General features: G+C 71.4%; 14 protein-coding genes. 4 read left to right on the top strand and 10 right to left on the bottom strand.

Translation table 11 applies throughout. From position 1 onward, the window contains the following. Positions 1-39: 39 nt before the first annotated feature. Both glpK and IOD16_RS32675 read right to left on the bottom strand, forming a co-directional pair. Positions 40-1560, bottom strand: coding sequence for a glycerol kinase GlpK (gene glpK / locus IOD16_RS32670; RefSeq protein ID WP_201437572.1), 1521 nt, complete (start codon positions 1558-1560; stop codon positions 40-42). A gap of 14 nt (positions 1561-1574) precedes the next feature. Further along, on the bottom strand, positions 1575-2315 hold the full coding sequence (locus IOD16_RS32675; protein ID WP_201437573.1) for an MIP/aquaporin family protein: 741 nt from the start codon (positions 2313-2315) through the stop codon (positions 1575-1577). A 182-nt stretch (positions 2316-2497) separates the two neighbouring features. On the opposite strand from IOD16_RS32675, the gene IOD16_RS32680 reads away from it, so the two are divergent. Then, entirely contained in the window at positions 2498-4228 is a 1731-nt protein-coding gene (locus tag IOD16_RS32680; RefSeq protein ID WP_201437574.1) for a glycerol-3-phosphate dehydrogenase/oxidase, read from the top strand. On the opposite strand, the gene IOD16_RS32685 is transcribed toward IOD16_RS32680, so the two are convergent. Both IOD16_RS32685 and IOD16_RS32690 read right to left on the bottom strand, forming a co-directional pair. Further along, the gene (locus tag IOD16_RS32685) at positions 4221-4901 is read right to left on the bottom strand and encodes a TauD/TfdA family dioxygenase (RefSeq protein WP_201437575.1); all 681 of its coding nucleotides are present in this window, start codon (positions 4899-4901) and stop codon (positions 4221-4223) included. The two genes, IOD16_RS32680 and IOD16_RS32685, sit on opposite strands and share 8 nt — an antisense overlap. A gap of 45 nt (positions 4902-4946) precedes the next feature. Continuing rightward, positions 4947-8315 (bottom strand): NB-ARC domain-containing protein, encoded by a 3369-nt coding sequence (locus tag IOD16_RS32690; protein ID WP_201437576.1) that lies wholly within the window; start codon positions 8313-8315, stop codon positions 4947-4949. 366 nt (positions 8316-8681) lie between these two features. On the opposite strand from IOD16_RS32690, the gene IOD16_RS32695 reads away from it, so the two are divergent. Both IOD16_RS32695 and IOD16_RS32700 read left to right on the top strand, forming a co-directional pair. After that, a complete protein-coding gene (locus tag IOD16_RS32695; RefSeq protein WP_236594520.1) occupies positions 8682-9071 on the top strand; it encodes a RidA family protein in 390 nt (129 codons plus the stop codon). A 29-nt stretch (positions 9072-9100) separates the two neighbouring features. Then, positions 9101-10051: a threonine ammonia-lyase gene (locus IOD16_RS32700; RefSeq protein WP_201437578.1), complete on the top strand. Its 951-nt coding sequence runs from the start codon at positions 9101-9103 to the stop codon at positions 10049-10051. Between the two features lie 48 nt (positions 10052-10099). Here the strand turns inward: IOD16_RS32700 and IOD16_RS32705 are convergent, their stop codons facing one another. From IOD16_RS32705 to IOD16_RS32730, 6 genes are all read right to left on the bottom strand, one after another. Then, on the bottom strand, positions 10100-11395 hold the full coding sequence (locus IOD16_RS32705) for an amidohydrolase (RefSeq protein ID WP_201437579.1): 1296 nt from the start codon (positions 11393-11395) through the stop codon (positions 10100-10102). Beyond that, positions 11395-12579 (bottom strand): M20 family metallopeptidase, encoded by a 1185-nt coding sequence (locus tag IOD16_RS32710; RefSeq protein ID WP_201437580.1) that lies wholly within the window; start codon positions 12577-12579, stop codon positions 11395-11397. Before IOD16_RS32710 ends, IOD16_RS32705 begins: the two co-directional genes overlap by 1 nt. 193 nt (positions 12580-12772) lie before the next feature. After that, complete coding sequence (locus IOD16_RS32715; protein ID WP_201437581.1) at positions 12773-13096, bottom strand: hypothetical protein; 324 nt, start codon at positions 13094-13096, stop codon at positions 12773-12775. A 114-nt stretch (positions 13097-13210) separates the two neighbouring features. Then, positions 13211-14200 carry a methylmalonyl Co-A mutase-associated GTPase MeaB gene (gene meaB / locus IOD16_RS32720; RefSeq protein ID WP_201437582.1) on the bottom strand — a complete coding sequence of 330 codons (990 nt, stop codon included), beginning with the start codon at positions 14198-14200 and terminating at the stop codon, positions 13211-13213. Continuing rightward, entirely contained in the window at positions 14193-16388 is a 2196-nt protein-coding gene (scpA, locus tag IOD16_RS32725; protein WP_201437583.1) for a methylmalonyl-CoA mutase, read from the bottom strand. Before scpA ends, meaB begins: the two co-directional genes overlap by 8 nt. Further along, positions 16385-18289 (bottom strand): methylmalonyl-CoA mutase family protein, encoded by a 1905-nt coding sequence (locus tag IOD16_RS32730; protein ID WP_201437584.1) that lies wholly within the window; start codon positions 18287-18289, stop codon positions 16385-16387. The genes scpA and IOD16_RS32730 overlap by 4 nt, the downstream gene beginning before the upstream one ends. Positions 18290-18388: 99 nt before the next feature. On the opposite strand from IOD16_RS32730, the gene IOD16_RS32735 reads away from it, so the two are divergent. Further along, a complete protein-coding gene (locus IOD16_RS32735; protein WP_236594522.1) occupies positions 18389-20059 on the top strand; it encodes a serine/threonine-protein kinase in 1671 nt (556 codons plus the stop codon). The last annotated feature ends 9 nt before the right edge of the window (positions 20060-20068 follow it).

The raw sequence follows: 20068 nt of genomic DNA on the forward strand, positions 1-20068 counted from the left end.
CGGAGGGGCGCCGCCCGGGGTGGAGCGGCGCCCCGAGGATCACTCGACCCAGTCGAAGGTCCTGGTCACGGCCTTCTTCCACTGCGCGTAAGTGGCCGCGCGGGTGTCGTCGTCCATGGCCGGGTCCCACTGCTTGTCCTGCGCCCAGTTCTGCCGGATGTCGTCCTCCGACGCCCAGAACCCGACCGCCAGGCCCGCCGCGTAGGCGGCGCCGAGCGCGGTGGTCTCGTTGACCACCGGCCGGATCACCGGCACGCCCAGGACGTCCGCCTGGAACTGCATCAGCAGCTCGTTCACGACCATGCCGCCGTCGACCTTCAACGACTTCAGCGGCACGCCCGAGTCGGCGTTCATCGCGTCGATCACCTCACGGGTCTGGAACGCCGTCGCCTCCAGCACCGCGCGGGCCAAGTGGCCCTTGTTCACGAACCGGGTCAGGCCGACGATCGCGCCACGCGCGTCCGACCGCCAGTAGGGCGCGAACAGGCCCGAGAACGCGGGCACGAAGTACGCGCCGCCGTTGTCCTCCACGGTCCGGGCGTGCTCCTCGATCTCGGCGGCCGACGAGATCATCCCGAGGTTGTCGCGCAGCCACTGCACGAGCGAGCCCGTGACCGCGATCGAACCTTCGAGCGCGTACACCGGGGCCTGCGAGCCGATCTTGTAGCAGACCGTGGTGAGCAGGCCGTTCTCGCTCATCACCTTGTCCGTGCCGGTGTTGAGCAGCACGAAGTTGCCGGTGCCGTAGGTGTTCTTGGCCTCGCCCGGCGACAGGCACGCCTGCCCGAACGTCGCGGCCTGCTGGTCGCCCAGGATGCCCGCGATCGGCACACCGGCCAGCGCGCCGCGGGCCCGGACCTTGCCGTACTCCTCGGACGAGGACCGGATCTCCGGCAGCATCGACAGCGGCACGCCCATGTCGGCCGCGATGCCCTCGTCCCAGCTCAGCGTGTCGAGGTCCATCAGCAGCGTGCGGGACGCGTTGGTGGGGTCGGTGACGTGCACGCCGCCGTCCACCCCGCCGGTCATGTTCCACAGCACCCAGGTGTCCATGTTGCCGAACAGCAGGTCGCCGGCCTCGGCCTTCTCCCGCGCGCCCTCGACGTTGTCGAGCACCCAGCGGATCTTCGGGCCGGAGAAGTACGTGGCCAGCGGCAGGCCGGTCTTGTCCCGGTACCGCTCCTGGCCGCTCTGCCCGTCCTCCCGGCTGAGCGCCGCCAGGTCCTGGCAGATCTTGTCGGTGCGGGTGTCCTGCCAGACGATCGCGTTGTACACCGGCTGCCCGGTGGTCCTGTCCCAGACGAGCGCGGTCTCGCGCTGGTTGGTGATGCCGACGGCGACGATGTCGGCGGTGGTCAGGTCGGCCTTCGCCAACGCGCCGGCGGCCACCTGCCTGACGTTGGTCCAGATCTCGTTCGCGTCGTGCTCGACCCACCCGGCCTTGGGGAAGATCTGCTCGTGCTCCTTCTGGTCGACGGCGACCACGCGGCCCGAGTGGTCGAAGATCATGCACCGGGTCGACGTCGTGCCCTGGTCGATCGCGGCCACGTACTTCGTCATGCGCTGGAGTCCTTTCAGACCGGGAGAACCAGGTACAGGAGACCGGCGAGCAGGCCGCCGACCAGCGGGCCGACCACCGGCACCCAGGCGTAGCCCCACTCGGCGCTGCCCTTGTCGCGGATGGGCAGGATCGCGTAGGCGATGCGCGGCGCGAGGTCGCGGGCCGGGTTGATGGCGTAGCCCGTCGGCCCGCCGAGCGAGGCGCCGATGCCGATGACGACGAACGCGACGCCGGCGTAGCCGAGGGCGGAGTTGCCCAGCTGCGGCACGCCGTCCGCGGTCTCCTTCGCGGCGGGGCTCAGCAGGACCCAGGCGACCAGCACGAACGTGCCGATGACCTCGGTGACGACGTTCCAGCCTGCCTTGGGGATGGTCGGGCCGGTGCAGAAGATGCCGCGCGTGCCCGCCGGGTCGTCGTGCGCGTCGAACTGCGCCTTGTAGGCCAGCCACGCGAGCACGGCGCCGATGAACGCGCCGACCATCTGACCGGCGAAGTAGATGGGGACCTGGTCCCACGGGGTCTTGTCCGCGACGGCCAGGCCCAGGGTCACCGCGGGGTTGAGGTGCGCGCCGCTCGGCGCGGCGATGCTGGCGCCCGCGAAGACCGCGAAACCCCAGCCGATGTTGATCAGGAGCCATCCGCCGGTGTTGCCCAACGTGTCCTTGAGGACCACGTTGGCGACGACACCCGCACCCAACAGGATCAGGATCGCGGTGCCCAGCATCTCCCACACGAAGATCGAGCCACTGCTCACTCGCCGACCTCCTCGCCTTGACAGGAGGCAGCACGGTCCGGGTCCGGCGGCGCTGCCCACCCCACAATGGGGCTTGACGCTAGTTCCGGCCTGATCAGTTGTCCACGGGTGGCGTACCGGCGGGTAACGTGGTCGAGTCAGTCCTGGTCCGCCCGGTCGGTTCGAGCATCAGGGAGGCGTCAGTGGTCACTCGCAAGCAGTACCCCGCCACCGCGGGCCGGCTGGGACCGCTCGAACGCGCGGAGTCCTGGGACCGGCTCGGCTCGGAGACGTTCGACCTGGTGATCATCGGTGGTGGCGTGGTCGGCGTCGGCTCCGCGCTGGACGCCGCGACCCGCGGCCTGCGGGTGGCGCTGGTCGAGGCGCGTGACCTGGCCTCGGGCACGTCCAGCCGCTCGTCGAAGCTGTTCCACGGCGGGTTGCGGTACCTGGAGCAACTGGAGTTCGGGCTGGTGCGCGAGGCGCTGCGGGAACGCGAACTCATGCTGACCCGGCTGGCTCCGCACCTGGTCAAGCCGGTGCCGTTCCTGTACCCGCTGACGCGCCGCGGGTGGGAGCGGCCGTACACCGCGGCCGGGCTGCTCATGTACGACACGATGGGCGGCGCGCGGTCCGTGCCCGGGCAGAAGCACCTGACCAGGGCCGGCGCGCTGCGGCTGGTGCCGGCGTTGAAGCCGTCCGCGCTGATCGGCGGCATCCGGTACTACGACGCCCAGGCGGACGACGCGCGGCACACCATGATGGTCGGCCGCACGGCGGCGCACTACGGGGCGGTCGTGCGGACGTCCACGCAGGTCGTGGGCTTCCTGCGGGAAGCGGACCGGGTGTCCGGCGTGCGGGTGCGCGACGTGGAGGACGGGCGGGAGACGTCCGTGCGGGCGCACGCGGTGATCAACGCGACCGGCGTGTGGACCGACGAGCTGCAGCGGCTGTCCGGCAGTCGCGGCCGGTTCCGGGTGCGCGCGTCGAAGGGCGTGCACATCGTCGTGCCGCGGGACCGGATCGTGTCCGAGTCGGGGTTGATCCTGCGCACGGAGAAGTCGGTGCTGTTCGTGATCCCCTGGCGGAATCACTGGATCGTGGGAACGACCGACACCGACTGGAACCTCGACCTGGCGCACCCGGCGGCGACCCGGTCGGACATCGACTACATCCTGGAGCACGTCAACGCGGTCCTGGCGACGCCGTTGACGCACGACGACATCGAGGGCGTCTACGCGGGGCTGCGGCCGTTGCTGGCCGGGGAGAGCGAGTCGACGTCGAAGCTGTCCCGCGAGCACGCGGTGGCCCGGGTGGCGCCCGGGTTGGTCGCCATCGCCGGCGGGAAGTACACGACGTACCGGGTGATGGGCGCCGACGCGGTGGACGCGGCCTCGGTCGACCTGCCGGGGCGGCTCCAGCCGTCGATCACGGACAAGGTGCCGTTGATCGGGGCGGACGGCTACCACGCGCTGGTGAACCAGGCGGACCAACTGGCCGCGCGCTACGGCCTGCACCCCTACCGGGTGCGCCACCTGCTGGACCGCTACGGGTCCCTGGTGCACGAGGTGCTGGGGTCGGCGGACGCGGAACTGCTCAAGCCCGTGCCCGGCGCGCCCGACTACCTCCAGGTGGAGGTGGTCTACGCGGCGTCGCACGAGGGCGCCCTCCACCTCGAGGACGTCCTCACCCGCCGCACCCGCATCTCGATCGAATACCCCCACCGGGGCGTCGAGTGCGCCCTCCCCGTCGCCCGCCTCATGGCCACCGTGCACAACTGGGACGACGCCACGATCGCCCACGAAGTCGCCGTCTACACCGCCCGCGTCGACGCCGAACGCGCCTCCCAAACCGAACCGGACGACCAGGCTGCCGACGCCGTCCGCTCTTCGGCCCCGGAAGCCCGCCCGGAAATCGTCGAGCCCGTCAGCTGACCGACAGCCCCACCAGCGCGCGCCGCAGGTGCCGCTGGTGGTCGCGGAACGCCGTCCGCGAGTGCAGCATTCGCCAGTTGTCCCAGATCAGCAAGGCGTTGGTCTCGACCTTGACGGCCACGTGGTGCTGGTCGAAGAAGCGCACCCCTTCGGCAACATACCGCTGCGACAACTCGTCACGGACCTGGAGGTCCATCGTGCTGAACCGGAGCACCAGACCGTCGGGGTGGTGCTGCAACACCGGGCGCTCCGCGCGTCGGTCCACGCGCTCCGGTGTCCGCCCGGGGTCCGTGCGCCACTCGTAGGCGTTGACGGCCAAGGCCTCCTGCTCGGCTGGTGAGAACGACGCCACCAGTTCGTACCCGTCGGCGAGGGTGGTCTCGCCACCCGGTCCTTCGGCCGCGTGCACCGCCCAGATGGCGACGTAGCGCGGCGGCAGTTCGGGGAACTCGTACCACTCGGTGTGCGGACGCAGTTCCTTGGTGTTGTAGGGGGTGAACTGCTCGTCGTCGAACTCGGAGCTCGGCTTGATGTCGCGCACGAGTTCGCCGGCGTACTGCGGCAGCAGCGGACCGAGCCTGCCGACCTCGGCCGCGTAGTCGACGTCGCGGTCCGACGGAGGAACTACGTGTGCGTAACCCCGCTCCTTCAGAGACTCGCTGATCCTGTCCAAGTCCAGTAAACCCTGCGCCACATCTCCTCCTGTGTGATCACCGCTTCAGACCGCGGGCGGTACGAACGTGAATTGGTAGAGGCCTCCGGAGCTGCCGATGCAGAAGGCCTCTCCATCGGGGAACCACGCCACCGCGTTGGCCCGGCCGTTGGTCCGCATCGCGGCGCCCAACTGCCAGGTCACCGACTCCCAGACGCGGACCGCGACCTCGTGGCTGCTGACCGCGAGCCAGCGGCCATCCGGAGAGAACGCACAACCGGACGCGCCCTGCGTCGAGGGGAGCACCACGGCCTCCGACCAGTCCCCGGTGCTCCACACGCGCACCAGCGCGTCTGTGCCGACCGTGGCCAGCCAAGCGCCGTCTGGGGAGAACGCACCGCAGGTCGCATCGCCGGGATGGGCAACCAGCCTGGTCACCGGCTCCCACGTGCGCGTGTTCCAGACGACGAGCTCACCGCTCGCCGCGCCGGTCGCCAACCACACACCGTCGGGCGAGAACAGGCACCACTTCATGCCCGCGCCGACGGTGGCGACCGCCCGTCCACCTTCGGCGTCCCAGATCCTCAGCCGACCGTCGTCGGTCACTCCGGCGAGCACCGTGTTGTCCGGCGAGAACCCGCAGGACACGAGTGGCGCGGTGCGCTCCAGCAGCAACGGCCCGCCCTTCCAGGTCGGCGCGCGCCACTCGTGGAGCACACCGTCACCGCCCGCGGTCAGCAGGCGTGTGCCGTCCGAGGAGAGCGCGAAGCACGTCACGGCCCCCCGGTGCACGGCGACCACCTCGCGCCGGACCGGCGCGTGGCTCGCCCACACGCACACCACACCGTCGCCGCCCGCGGCCACCAGCCAGGTGCCGTCCGAGGAGACGAGGCACTGGTCGACAGCGCGGTTCTGCTCGTAGCGACCACCGCGCGGGCCGTCCGCGGACAGGTCCCACACCCTGACGCTGTGGTCGTCGCCTGCGGAGGCCAACCACCGCCCGCCGGGCGCGAAGACGCACGAGGTGACCTGTTCGGTGTGCCCGCGCATCACCACTTCCTCCGCCCACGACGCGGTGTTCCAGACCCGTATGGTCCGGTCCGCGCCGGTTGTCACCAGCCGTACCCCGTCGGGGGCGAATGCGCAGCCGGTGATCCGCCCCGCGTGGTTGGCGAGCAGCCGGTCGTCGGTCCAGGTGTCCACGCTCCACACCTGACCGCCCGACTCGCCGAACGCGACCAGCCAGCGACCATCCGGTGAGAATTCGCAGCCCCACATGGGCCCGGCGCCGCGCAGCACGACGGCGTCGGTCCAGTCGGTGTCCCACACCCGCACCGAGCCGTCCACCCCTGTGGACGCCAAGCGCCTGCCGTCGGGAGAGAACGCACAGCCCGTGATGGCACCCACGTGGTCTTCGAGCACCGCGTGCCCGGTCCAGTCCCCGGCTTGCCAGACGTGCACCTGGTCACCACCCGCGGCGGCCAGCCAACGACCGTCCGGCGACCACACGCAGTCCAGCACCGCGGCGGCGTGCCCGCGCAGCGCACCGACCTCGCTCCACGTCAGCGTGTCCCACACGCGCACCACCCCGTCGGCACCCGCGGTTGCGAGCCACCTGCCGTCGGCGGAGAACGCACAACTCTGCGCAGTTCCTCCGGTGCTCTGCAAAGCCACGTGGCCCACCCAGGAGTCGGTGCGCCACACCTGAACGCCACCCGCTCCGGTGACGGCGAGCAGGCGACCGTCCGGCGACACGGCGCAGCGGGATGTGCCGTCGGTCCGCGCGGGCAGCACGCGCAGCAGCGCCGGGTCCACGGCCGGGATGGGCCAGCGGTTGGCGATGCGCGCGACGTTGGTCGACAGCCGGGTGGCGAAGTCCGCCACGACCTGCCGCAGTTCCGGCACGGAACCGAGCCTGCTGACCAACAGGTCGTCGTGCGAGTGCACCGGCTCGATCGCCCCGAGCAGGTGGCCCTTGCGCACGAGTGCGAGCCGCATGGCGGTAGCGGTCGGGTCGTCCACGCGTACCAGGTCGGCCTCCAGCGCGGGAAGGCCCAGCGCCCGGATCTTCTCCGCGCCCCAGCGCAGGTCGCACACCAGGTTGCGCAGTTGCTCGAACTGTCGCGCTTCGGTGAGGTGGTAGGCCAGTTGGCGCCGCAGGTAGCCGGCTGAGGGCGGCAGGTTCCACCACTCGTCGCCGGAGATCGAGTACACCGATCGCAGGGCCTTGAGGAACGTGGAGTTCACCTCGGCGAGGTCGTCGCCGAGTTCGTGGCGGAGGTGGTCGCGGATGACGTCGTGCAGCTGGAGCGTGGCGGAGCCGCGCTCGTAGGCGCGGATCAGCGACAAGTTCGCCAAGTCCTCGCACAGCTGCCTGGTCTCGGCGGCGGTCTCGCCCCACAACACCGACAGGATGGACAGCGGGATGTCGGTGTCCTCGGCGAAGATGCCCAGCTGGAGGTAGCACTTCCGCTGCCAGGGTGTGAGCAGCCGCAGGCTGGCGGCCACCGTGAGCCGCACGGCGTGGTCACGGCTGGCTCCGATGCGCACGTCCAGCACAGAGGGACCCTCGACCTCGAGCTGCTGGGCCAGCAGCGCAGCCGCGTCGGCGGGCGCCGAGCCGTCGCGGACGTGACCGAGGATGGCGCCGTTGACCATGGCCAGCAGCAGCGGCCAGTTGCCCGTGACGTGCAGGAGTCGATCGGTGATCCCCGCCGGCAGGTCGACCAGACCGCGGGAGAGCAATTCGACCGACTCGGCACTGGCCATCTCGTCGATGCGCAGCATGCGGGCGCCGGCGGGCAGGCAGCCGACGTTGCGGGTGGTGACCAGCCTCGTCGTGGTCGAACCGCCGTAGGAGAACGCCTTGTACTGCTCGGCGGTCCAGACGTCGTCCAGGACGAGCAGGATGTTCGCACGCTCATCGAGCAGCCGCCCCAGGTGCAACCCGGCCTGCTCCGGGTCGGAGAACTGAGGCCGCTCCCCGGTGAGCTGAGCCGACAGGTCGTTGACGATGGAAGCGAGTTCGGCGCCATGGCGCTCCTCGCCGACCGTGGCCCACAACAGACCCCCGGTGAAGATCTTGCGCACCTCCGGCCTGCCACAGACCTGCACCGCCAGCGTGGTCTTGCCGAACCCGCCCGCGCCCTGCAGCGCGGTCAGCCCGATGAGCTCGTGCCGGTTCGACACGAGCATCCGCACCAGCGCGTTGCGCAGGGCGGGCCGGTCGACCGACTCGTCGAGCTTGGGCAGCATCCACACCTGAGGTGAGTGCTTGTGGCCCCGCACCGCCCCTACGCTCGAGCCCACGTACTCGAGCGCCACCCACAGGAATCCGAGCAGGAGAACCCCAGCTCCGAGGATCCACCTCAGCGAGCCGCTCACCAGGCCGCCGGTCGCGAGGTTCAGCAATGCCGCGACCACAATGCTGATCATGACCATAACCGCGGCCCGAACCTGGGGTTTGTCGAACATGGCGTCATGATGCCGTTTCCGCCTACCGGGGACTAGAAAGTAACTGAATCGGGACGAGAAGACGCGGTCGACCCCACCCGATCGGGCTACGGAAGCACCTACAAGAGTTGCCTCACACCGCAATCTTGCGGCCTGTTACCTTTACCGTACGGAACAATTCGAAGCCGACTCGAATCACTCACCCGCGCACCGCGAACCACGCTCGGACCGCCGAATCCCGGACCTACCCCGTATGACGGAGAGACACTCGGACGCGCCCGGAGTAAGTTGACCTACGGCTGCGCTTTTGCTTCGTGTCGGCACTCACAACGGGAGGAGATGTCGACCGTGACGGACGGACTTGACGACGCCGAGGGAACCATCGATCCGCCCTTCACCCTCGGGCCGTACTCACCGGCCACCAGGGCGGGCAACCTGGTATTCGCGTCCGCGCAGTCAGGCGTCGACCCGGCGACCAACGAGGTGCCACCCGGCGGGTTCGAAGCCGAGTGTCGACAGGCGTTCGCGAACTTGTCCCGCACCCTCAAGGCGGCCGGGGCGGAGTTGGACGAGGTCGTGAAGGTGACCGTGCTCTACACCGACCTGTCCTACTTGCCTGTCATCAACGAAATATTCACCGAAGTCTTCCCGAACCACCCGCCGGCTCGCACCGCCGCAGTGGTGCGATTGGCGGGCGATCGCCGCATCGCGATCGACGCCATTGCGGCCACCTCCTGACCGGCACACCCGAACACAACGGGAATCCAGTGACACTCATCTCGATCAACGACGTGCGCGAGGCGGCGGAACGCATCCGCCCGGTCGCTCGGCGCACTCCGGTGCTACCCGGCCCGACGGGCATCGGCCGCGATCTGCTGCTCAAGCCGGAAAACCTCCAGACCACTGGCTCATTCAAGATCCGCGGTGCTTGCAACGCGGTCGAATCCATGTCGCCGCACCAGCGCAAGCTCGGTGTGATCACCTATTCGTCGGGCAACCACGCGCAGGCGTTGGCCTACGCCGCCCGCACCCACGGGGTGAAGTGCACGGTCGTCATGCCGGATGACGCGAAACCGGTGAAGGTCGCCGCCACCAAGGCTCTGGGCGCCGATGTGGTGACGGTGCCCCCGGCGGACCGCAAAGCCCACGCCGAGCGGCTCGCCAGCGAGAACGGGTACGCGCTTGTGCCGCCCTACGACCACCCGTTGGTGATCGCGGGCCAGGGCACGGTCGGATTGGAAATCGTCGAGGACGTCCCGGACGTCGACGTCGTCCTAGTTCCCGTCGGTGGTGGCGCGCTGGCCGCCGGTGTGGCCAGCGCGGTCAAATCGCTCCGTCCGACCGCGCGGGTCATCGGCGTGGAGCCGGAGTTGGCTGCCGATGCCGCCGAGGGACTGAGCTCGGGCCGGCGCGCCGAGTGGTCGATGACCCAGACCGGCCGCACGGTGGCCGACGGGCTGCGAACCAACCTGTCGGAGCTGACCTTCGCCCACCTCCAAGCGCACCTGGACGGCATCGTCACCGTTGCCGAGCACGAGTTGCTCGACGCGGTGCGCACCTTGGCCACGGGCGCACACCTGGTGGTGGAGCCGAGCGGCGCGGCCACGGTGGCCGCGTTCCTGCACCACGCCGACCAGTTGCCCACCGGGCGCACGGTGGCCGTGTTGTCCGGTGGCAACGTGGACACATCACTGCTGGCCGACGTGCTGGCGGGGTGAGACTCACGCCTTCCCGTACGGCCGACCGCCGTACGGGAAGGCGGCAGCTCAGGCGAGAGCGGCCAGCGCGGCGTGCACGAGGACCCTCACACCCACCAGCAGAGCGCGCTCGTCCAGGTCGAACGACGACTGGTGCAGGTCGAGCTTCGGACCGTGACCCGGCCACACGCCGAGCCGACCGAACGAGCCGGGCACCTGCTCCAGGTACCAGCCGAAGTCCTCGCCCGCCGAGGACTGCTCGGTACCGGCGAGGGCGTCCTCGCCCAAGGCCGCCTCGACACCGGCCCGCAGCAGCATGGTGCTGTCGCGGTCGTTGACCACCGGCGGCACACCGCGGCGGTGCAGCAGGTCGAAGCCGACGCCAGTGGGCGCCAGCAGCGCGTTGACGAGATCGTGGACCAAGCCGTCCAGCTCGCTCCACACTTCCCGCGTGCCGGTTCGCAACGTGCCGCGGAGGACGCCGTCCCGAGGCACGACGTTCGGCGCCTCGCCGGCGTGCACCGCGCCCCACACCAGGACCGTGCCGGATCGCGGGTCCACGCGCCGGGACAGCAGCACCGGCAGGCCGGTGATGACCGTGCCGAGGGCGTGCACGAGGTCTGCGGTCAGATGCGGCCGTGACGTGTGGCCACCGGGCGAGGTCAGGCGCAGTTCGAGCATGTCGCTCGCGGAGGTGATGGCACCGACCCTGGTACCGACCCGGCCCACCTGCAACCTCGGGTCGCAGTGGAGGCCGAAGATCCGCTCGACCCCGTCCAGGCCTCCCGCCGCGATGACGTCGAGGGCGCCGCCGGGCATGACCTCCTCAGCGGGCTGGAAGATCAGCCGGATGCGACCGGGCAGCTCGGTAGCCGAGGCGAGTGCGAGGGCTGCACCGAGCAGAACCGTGGTGTGCCCATCGTGCCCACAGGCATGGCTGACCTGGTCGACCGTGGAGCGGTACGGCAGGTCGGTCGCTTCGGGCAGCGGCAGCGCGTCCAGGTCGGCCCGCAGCGCCACACAGCGCGGGCCGGTGCCGATGTCGCAGATCAGGCCGACGCCGGTGGGCAGCAGGCGCGGCTTCAACCCGGCGGAGACCAGCAGGTCGTGGACCAGGCGCGTGGTCTCGTGCTCCTGGCGGGACAGCTCCGGGTGGGCGTGAATGTGGCGGCGCCAGCGGACGACCTCGGAGGCGTTGCGCTTGAGCCAGTCGTCCAGCCACCCCGGTCCCCGACCGACTCCCAGGTCCTCTACGGAAATTTCGTCCACGGGGGAGAGCGTGACCCCGTCGAGAGCCGCGAGCACGTTGGTTTCTCCGTTCGGCCGGTCGGGCGAGAGCCCTACACCGGGATCGATGGCGGTCATCAGGCTTCCCCAAAGTGGTTCGAAACGCGGGAGAGGAGCCGAGTTCGCTGCTCCGCACTCGTCGCCGCGTCGATTATGGTCCAGGCGAGTGCGAGCGCCCCGTCGAGGACGGCTCGGTCGGCCGAGGCCGACGCACAGGCGGTCGCGAACTCGATTTGGTGGTTCACCGCGTCTCCGCAGTCGATGGCGATGGTCGGGTGGATGGCCGGCAGCGCACGGGTGATGTTGCCCATGTCGGTGCTGCCGATCTTCTCCTTGAGCTCCTCCTCGGGGCTCAACGGATGCCTGCCCAGCTCGATCGCGGCACGCCGGTAGGCGTCCGCGAGCCACGGGTCCGGGGTCAGCTCGGCGTACACCGGGGAGACCTTCACGACCTCGTGGGTGCAGCCGGTGGCGACGGCGCCGGCCTCGAAGCAGCGGTTCATCCGCTCCTCCAGCCGGCGCAGCGAGTCGAGGTCGTCGGCGCGCAGGTCGAACATCGCCGACGTGCGCGCGGGCACGATGTTGGGCACGGTGCCGCCGCGGGTGACGATGCCGCTGACCATCTGGCCCGGCTCCAGGTGCTGGCGGGCGAGCCCGATGGCGACCTGGGCGACCGTGATCGCGTCGGCGGCGTTCACCCCCAGGTGGGGCGCGGCGGCGGCGTGCGAGGGCTTGCCGGTGTAGTGCACCTCGACGTCGGTGATCGCGAGCGAACGCGCGGCCACGGCCTCGTAGGGGGCCGGGTGCACCATCATCGAGAACGCCACGTCGTCGAATACCCCGCGTTCGAGCATCAGCACCTTGCCGCCGCCGACCTCCTCGGCGGGGGTGCCGATCACCCGGATGGTGAGGCCCAGCTCGTCGGCCAGGTCGCGCAGCGCGAGCGCCGCCCCGGTCGACGCGGCGGCGATGACGTTGTGCCCGCACGCGTGGCCGATCTCGGGCAGCGCGTCGTACTCCGCGCACAGCCCCAGCACCAGCTCGCCGGAGCCGAACGAGGCGGTGAACGCCGTCTCCAGGTCCGCGACGCCGCGGTCCACCTCGAAGCCCTCGGCGGCCAGCAGGTCGGCGACCTTGGCCGCGCTGCGGTGCTCGGCGAACGCCGGCTCGGGCTCCGCGTGGATGCTGCGGGAGAGGCCCACCAGCGCATCCGAGTACCGCTCGACGGCGGAGCGTGTGCTCATCTTGATGTCGGTACCCATTGCGTCCATCCTGCATCACGGTCCGGCGGGCACGTCGCACCCCTGGTTGATCAACCGGCAACCGGTCGCGGCGATGCGCCGAGCGGTGCGCGATTTTCGGTCAGACCGATCACGTCCGCGCGGCCGTGCGCGCTCACGCAGGCCATGCTAAGAGGCGACCACCTGCCGCCTCAGTGTTCCCACTGGCTGGGAATCACCCGGACTTGCGCCCGGCCTTCCACTTCGACCACCGCTTCTTGTTGCGCCAGTACACGAGGGCGAACAGCAGCACCGCGATACCGCCGATCCACAGCTTCCGCCGGGTCTCGTCGCCGGAGGTGGGCTGCTGCTCCTGGGGCGCGTCGAGGTCCGGGCCGGGCGGCACGGTGCCCTCCGGCTGGACGGTGGCACCGGGCTCGAGGGTCTGCGTCGGCTGGGCCGCGAAGTGGGGCGCCGGCGTCTCGGCTACGCCTGTGCCCGACACGGTGAAGACACCGGCCAGCACGAACAGGCACACCGCGAGCACAGATCGCCACATGAACGCCAAGCCTAGCCACCGCCTTTCGTGGTTACCACTGTCGGTGGTCATCCAAACCGGGATTCGTTCACGTGCGGTGAGCGAAAGAACTCGTTCCGTCCCTGCTCCGGGCCCTTATGCCTGCGCGCGGAACGCGGCCAGGATCCGTTCGGCGGCCAGCGTGGCGGTCAGCTCGCCGGCGCGCACCTGCCGTTCCACCTCGGGCACGACCGAGCGCACCCCGGGCGCCGCGCGCAGGCTCGTGAGCAGCTGGTCGTGCACCATGGCCCAGGTCCAGTCGACCTGCTGGCGGCGGCGCCGCTCGGCCAGCCCGCCGTCCTGCTCCAGGGTGTCCCGGTGCCGGGTGACCTGCTCCCACACGGTGTCGAGCCCGGAGCCGTCCAGCCCGCTGCACGTGAGCACGGGCGGGTGCCACGGCGCGTCCGGCGGGCGCAGCAGCCGCAGAGCGCCGGCCAGCTCGCGGGCGGCCTTGCGGGCGTCCGGCTCGTGCGGGCCGTCGGCCTTGTTGACCGCGATCACGTCGGCCAGCTCCAGCACGCCCTTCTTGATGCCCTGGAGCTGGTCGCCGGTGCGGGCGAGGGCGAGCAGCAGCGAGCAGTCGGTCATGTCGGCCACGGCGACCTCGGACTGGCCCACGCCGACCGTCTCGACGAGCACCACGTCGTAGCCCGCGGCTTCGACCAGCACGATCGACTCGCGGGTCGCCTTGGCCACGCCGCCGAGCGTGCCGGAGGTCGGCGACGGCCGGATGAACGCCGCCTCGTCGACCGCGAGCCGCGCCATCCGGGTCTTGTCGCCGAGGATCGAGCCGCCGGTGCGGGTGGACGACGGGTCGACCGCCAGCACCGCCACCCGGTGGCCCCGGGCGGTCAGCATCGACCCGAACGCGTCGATGAACGTCGACTTGCCCACGCCGGGCACGCCGGTGATGCCGACGCGGTGCGCGCGGCCCGAGTGCGGGAGCAGTTCGACCAGCAGCTCCTGCGCCGACGCGCGGTGGTCCGGGCGGGTCGACTCGACCAGCGTGATGGCCCGCGCCAGCGTGCCGCGGTTGCCGGCGAGCACGCCCTCGGCGTACTCGCCGACGTCGACCGGCCTAGCCATCTCGTCCCGGCAGGTCGTCGTGGCCCAGCTGCTCGGCGAGCCTGCGCAGCAGGTCGCCCGCCGCGTCGGCGATGACCGTGCCGGGCGGGAAGATCGCCGACGCGCCCGCCTCGCGCAGCGCGTCGAAGTCCTGGGGCGGGATCACGCCGCCGACCACGATCATGATGTCCTCGCGGTCCAGCTCCGCCAGCGCCGAGCGCAGCGCGGGCACCAGCGTGAGGTGCCCGGCGGCCAGCGACGACACCCCGACGATGTGCACGTCGGCCTCGACGGCCTGGCGCGCGACCTCCTCCGGGGTCTGGAACAGCGGGCCGACGTCCACGTCGAAGCCGAGGTCGGCGAACGCGGTCGCGATCACCTTCTGGCCGCGGTCGTGCCCGTCCTGGCCCATCTTGGCGACCAGGATGCGCGGCCGGCGCCCCTCGGCCTCGGCGAACGCCTCCACCACCTCGCGCGTCGCCTCCACGTCGGACACCGAACCGGCCTCCTCCCGGTACACCCCGGTGATGGTGCGGATCTGCGCGGAGTGCCTGCCCCACACCTTGCCCAGCGCCTCGGAGATCTCGCCGACGGTGGCCTTGGCGCGGGCCGCGGCGATGGCCAGCTCCAGCAGGTTGCCGTCCGAGCCCGCCGCTTCGGTCAGCGCGGTCAGCGCGGAGTCCACACCGGACTGGTCGCGCTCTGCGCGCAACCGGGCCAGCTTCGCCAGCTGCTGGGCGCGCACCCCGGCGTTGTCGACCTTGAGCACGTCGATCTTCTCGTCGAACTCGACCTGGTACTTGTTCACGCCGATCACGGGCTGCCGGCCGGAGTCGATGCGCGCCTGGGTGCGCGCGGCGGCTTCCTCGATGCGCAGCTTCGGGATGCCCGCGTCGATGGCCTGCGCCATCCCGCCCGCGGCCTCGACCTCGGTGATGTGCGACCACGCGCGGCGCGCCAGGTCGTGCGTGAGGCGTTCCACGAACGCGCTGCCGCCCCACGGGTCGATCACCCGCGTGGTGCCGGACTCCTGCTGGAGCAGCAGCTGGGTGTTGCGGGCGATGCGCGCGGAGAAGTCCGTGGGCAGGGCCAGCGCCTCGTCCAGCGCGTTGGTGTGCAACGACTGCGTGTGCCCCTGGGTGGCGGCCATCGCCTCGACGCACGTGCGGGCGACGTTGTTGAACACGTCCTGCGCGGTGAGCGACCAGCCGGACGTCTGGCAGTGCGTGCGCAGCGACAGCGACTTCGGCGACTTGGGGTCGAAGCCCTTCACGAGCTTCGCCCACAGCAGCCGGGCGGCGCGCATCTTGGCGACTTCCATGAAGAAGTTCATGCCGACCGCCCAGAAGAACGACAGCCGGGGCGCGAACGCGTCGATGTCCAGCCCCGCGTCGCGGCCCGCCCGCAGGTACTCCACGCCGTCGGCGAGCGTGTAGGCCAGCTCCAGGTCGGCCGTCGCGCCGGCTTCCTGCATGTGGTAGCCGGAGATGGAGATCGAGTTGAACTTCGGCATCCGCCGCGAGGTGAACGCGAAGATGTCCGAGATGATCCGCATGGACGGCTTCGGCGGGTAGATGTAGGTGTTGCGGACCATGAACTCCTTGAGGATGTCGTTCTGGATGGTCCCGGCGAGCTGCTCGGGCGCCACCCCCTGCTCCTCGGCGGCGACGACGTACAGCGCCAGGATCGGCAGCACCGCGCCGTTCATGGTCATCGACACGCTCATCCGGTCCAGCGGGATGCCGTCGAACAGCTGCCGCATGTCGTAGATCGAGTCGATGGCCACGCCCGCCATGCCGACGTCGCCCGCCACGCGGGGGTGGTCGGAGTCGTAGCCGCGGTGGGTGGCCAGGTCGAACGCGACGGAGAGCCCCTTCTGGCCGGCCGCGAGGTTGCGGCGGTAGAAGGCGTTGGACTCCTCGGCGGTGGAGAACCCGGCGTACTGCCGGATGGTCCACGGCTGGTTGACGTACATCGTCGGGTAGGGGCCGCGCAGGAACGGCGCGATGCCGGGGTAGGTCCCGAGGAAGTCGAGGCCCTCGGTGTCGGCGGCCGTGTAGACGGGTTTGACGCCGATGCCCTCGGGCGTCTCCCACGCCAACGCGTCCGCGCCCTTGCCGGTCGCCTCCTGGAGCGCGGCGTGCCACTGCGCGGCGTCGGCGGTGGCGGCGGGCTGGCCCAGCTCGACGTCGGCGAAGTTCGGGATCATCGCTGGACTCCAAGGGATTCGAACGTGCGCTCCAGCACGTCCAGCGCCGGGCAGCCGGTGAAGACGTGCTCGTCGACTTCCGCGCCCGCGTCGGAGGACGCGGAGGCCTTCCCGGCCAACAGGATCCGCTCCGCGCCCGCTTCGCGCAGCGCGCGCGCCACCGGCGCGGCCAGTTCGGCGTAGCCGGCGTCGCTGCCGCACAGGCACGCGACCCGGGCGCCGCTCTCGCGGAACCTGGCGACCACGTCCCGCACCGTCTCGGTGGGGCCGGCGCTCGGCGTGTCGATGCCGCCCGCCTGGAACAGGTTCGCCGCGAACGTGGCCCGCGCGGTGTGCGCGGCGACCGGGCCGAGGGTGGCGAGGAAGACCTTCGGGCGTTCGGGGCTCGCGTCGGCCGCGTCGCGCAGCGCCTCGAAGTCCTGGGCGTAGCGGATGCGCGGCAGCGGCCGGTGCTCGGGCCCCGGAATTGTCGGACCCCTCTGGGAGGATGGATCCAGGGGACCCCCTGGCGGGGACTCCTGCGGAGCACGTCCTGCCGGAGACTCCCGCGGGGCGCGCCGGTCGCCCGGTTCCGCGGGGGCGGGCGGGCGGATCACCGGCTGCTCGGCCAGGTTCGGGAACTCGCTGACGCCGGTCAGCGCGTCGGTCCGGTCGGCCAGGTTCGCCCGGCGGCGCTCCCAGGTGGCCGCGATCCGGTCGGCGACCAGGTCGAACGCGGCGGGCAGGCCGCCGGCGGCCTCGATCTCGCGGAACCAGGCCCACGCGGCGCGCGCGAGGTCGTCGGTGAGCCGTTCCACGTACCAGGAGCCGCCCGCCGGGTCGATCACGCCGGCCAGCTTCGACTCCTCCAGCAGCAGCGACTGCGTGTTGCGGGCGATGCGGCGGGCGAAGTCGTCGGACAGGCCGATCGCGTGGTCGAACGGCAGCACGGTCACCGCGTCCGCGCCGCCCAGGCCCGCGCCGAAGCAGGCCACGGTGGTGCGCAGCATGTTCACCCACGGGTCGCGGCGGGTCATCATCGCGGGCGAGGTGACGGCGTGCTGGAGCTGCGGGCTCGGCGCGCCGGCGACCTCGGTGACCCGGGCCCAGAGCCGCCGGGCGGCCCGGAACTTGGCGATGGTGAGGAACTGGTCGGCGGTCGCCGCGTACCGGAACTCCAGCAGCCGCGCCGCTTCGGCGACGTCCAGGCCGGCCTCGGTCAGGTGCCGCAGGTACGCCACCCCGGCGGCGAGGGAGGCGCCCAGCTCCTGCGCGTCCGAGCCACCGGCCTCGTGGAACGGCAGGCCGTCCACGACGAGCAGCCGCAGCCCGGGGAACCGGCGGGTCCGGTCGAGCAGGTCGGTCACGGCGGCGAAGTCGGCCGGCTGCCCGGTGCGGGCCCGGACGCCCAGCGGGTCCGCGCCGACGTTGCCCCGCACCTCGTCGGCGAGCACCGGCCGCTCCTCCCAGACCCGCAGCACGGCGCGCCCGGCTTCGAGGAAGTCCGGGCCCGCGTCCACGACCACCGGCGCGAGGTCCAGGTAGACGTCGGCCAGCACGTCGTCGTAGGTCGACGGGTCGAGCCCCTTGAGCCACAGCGACGTGACGCCGTTCTCCAGGTCGGCCGCCACCGCCTCGCGGTCGGGGGCCCGGTGCTGCTGGCGCACGTCCCAGCCCTCGACCGCGCCCTGCGGCCGACCGCCCCGGGTGAACGGGGCCAGGCCGGGGAAACCGGGGTCCGGCGCCTGGTCGGCGGCGGTGTAGAGCGGCTGCACGGCGATGCCGTCGTAGGTGGTGGTGACCAGCGACCCGAAGTCGGCGCCGGACTTGCGCAGCACCCCTCGGACCAGGTCCAGCCACTGCTCGCGGTCAGGGCTGGTGAATTCGGCGGCCAACGCCAACTCGCCTGACGGCTCCATCATGCTCCGCAGTGTTACTCACCAGTAGTGCGACGGCTATGTGAGGTTCACCGCCGTGAACGATGCAGACGCCAGTCTTCCACGCTGGTGAATGATGGCCCAGTGGAATCCGAGCGACTGATCGCCGGCCGCTACCGCCTGCGGCACGTCCTGGGGCGTGGCTCGATGGGCACCGTCTGGGCCGCGCACGACGAGGTGCTGCGGCGGGACGTCGCGGTCAAGGAGATCCTGCGCCCGGCGGGCGGCCCGGACGACGAGGATGAAGTCCTTCGGGAACGCACGCTGCGCGAAGCCCGGTCCGCGGCGGCCCTCGCCCACCCCAACCTGGTGACGTTGTACGACGTGGTGCAGGTCGACGGCGACCCGTACGTGGTGATGGAGCTGGTGCCGTCGTCGTCGCTGGCGGAGGTCGTGCGGCAGCGCGGTCCGCTGACCGACGTGCAGGGCGCGGTGGTGGCGGACGCGGTGGCCGCCGCGCTGGAGGCCGCGCACCGGGCCGGGATCACGCACCGCGACGTGAAGCCGGGCAACGTGCTGGTCGCCGACGACGGCCGGGTGAAGCTGACCGACTTCGGCATCGCCCGCAACGTCGCCGAGGCCACCCTGACCAGCCGCGGGATCACGTTGGGCACGCCCGCGTTCATCGCGCCGGAGGTGGCGGCGGGCGCGGCGGTGTCGTTCGCCGCGGACCAGTGGTCGTTGGGCGCGACGCTGTTCGCCGCGATGACCGGGCAGCAGCCGTACGAGGGCGCGAACGTGCTGCAGACGATCAACCAGGTGGTGCACGGCGACGTGCCGTCGGCGTCGGCCTGCGGCGAGCTGGAGGCGGTGGTCGCGGGGCTGATGGTGAAGGCGCCGGACGAGCGGATGGCGTTGGCCGAGGTGCGGCGGCTGGTCCGGCCGCTGCTGCCCGAACCGGGCACGGACGTGTTCCCGGTGACGGCGGCCACCCGACCGGTGGTGGAGGTGGTGCGGCCGGCGCCGGTCAAGGCGCCGGTGCCGCCGGAGACGCCGCTGGCCGCCGACCCCGGTCCGCTGCCGTTCGCGGTGGCGCACGCCCCGACGCGCGAGCTGACCCGCCGGCCGGGGTTCTCCGCGCTGGTGGCGTTGTCGGCGGCGGTGCTGTTCGCGATCGGCAGCGCGTCCGGCTTCGCCCTGACCAGGACGGTCGCCGGTGCGTCGCTGCTGCCGCCGCCGACCGTGGAGGCCACGTCACCGCCCGCGGTCACCGAGACGCCGTCGTTGCTGCCGACCACGGCGTCGGCCGCGGCGGCGAAGGGCGAGCAGGGCGCGGAGTTCACCATCGAGGTGGGGCCCGACTGGACCAGCTTCCTGGAGCAGCGGACGAACAACGGGCTCGGCCCGAGCACGGCGGTGCACCTGGTCTCGCCGAACGGGTGGTACGAGGTGACCGTGCAGCGGTTCCCGGACTACTACGAGCGCAACGTGATCGACGACTACCTGCGGCTGGTGCGGTCGAGGTGGGCGGAGGACCAGTACTTCGGCGAGACCCTGGAACCGACCGACCCCCTGCCGCCGGGCGGGAAGGAGGCGGCCGTCCAGTACAGCTACCGGACCGTGGAGCGGGCCACCCCGCTGTCCCGCGGCACCGTCTCCCCCGGCCCCGACCTGCGCCGCAGCCGCTACTCGCGGGTGCTGCCCCGCGGCAACGACCTGTGGGTGGTCGAGGTCGTCGTGCCGACCGAGCAGGAGGAGACGGGTCGCAGCCGGCTGTTCGACACGATCGCGCCCACGTTCCGGGTGAACGACTAGGCCCGGCCC

The sequence above is a fragment of the Saccharothrix sp. 6-C genome (assembly GCF_016695385.1).
GTDB lineage: Bacteria > Actinomycetota > Actinomycetes > Mycobacteriales > Pseudonocardiaceae > Actinosynnema > Actinosynnema texasense.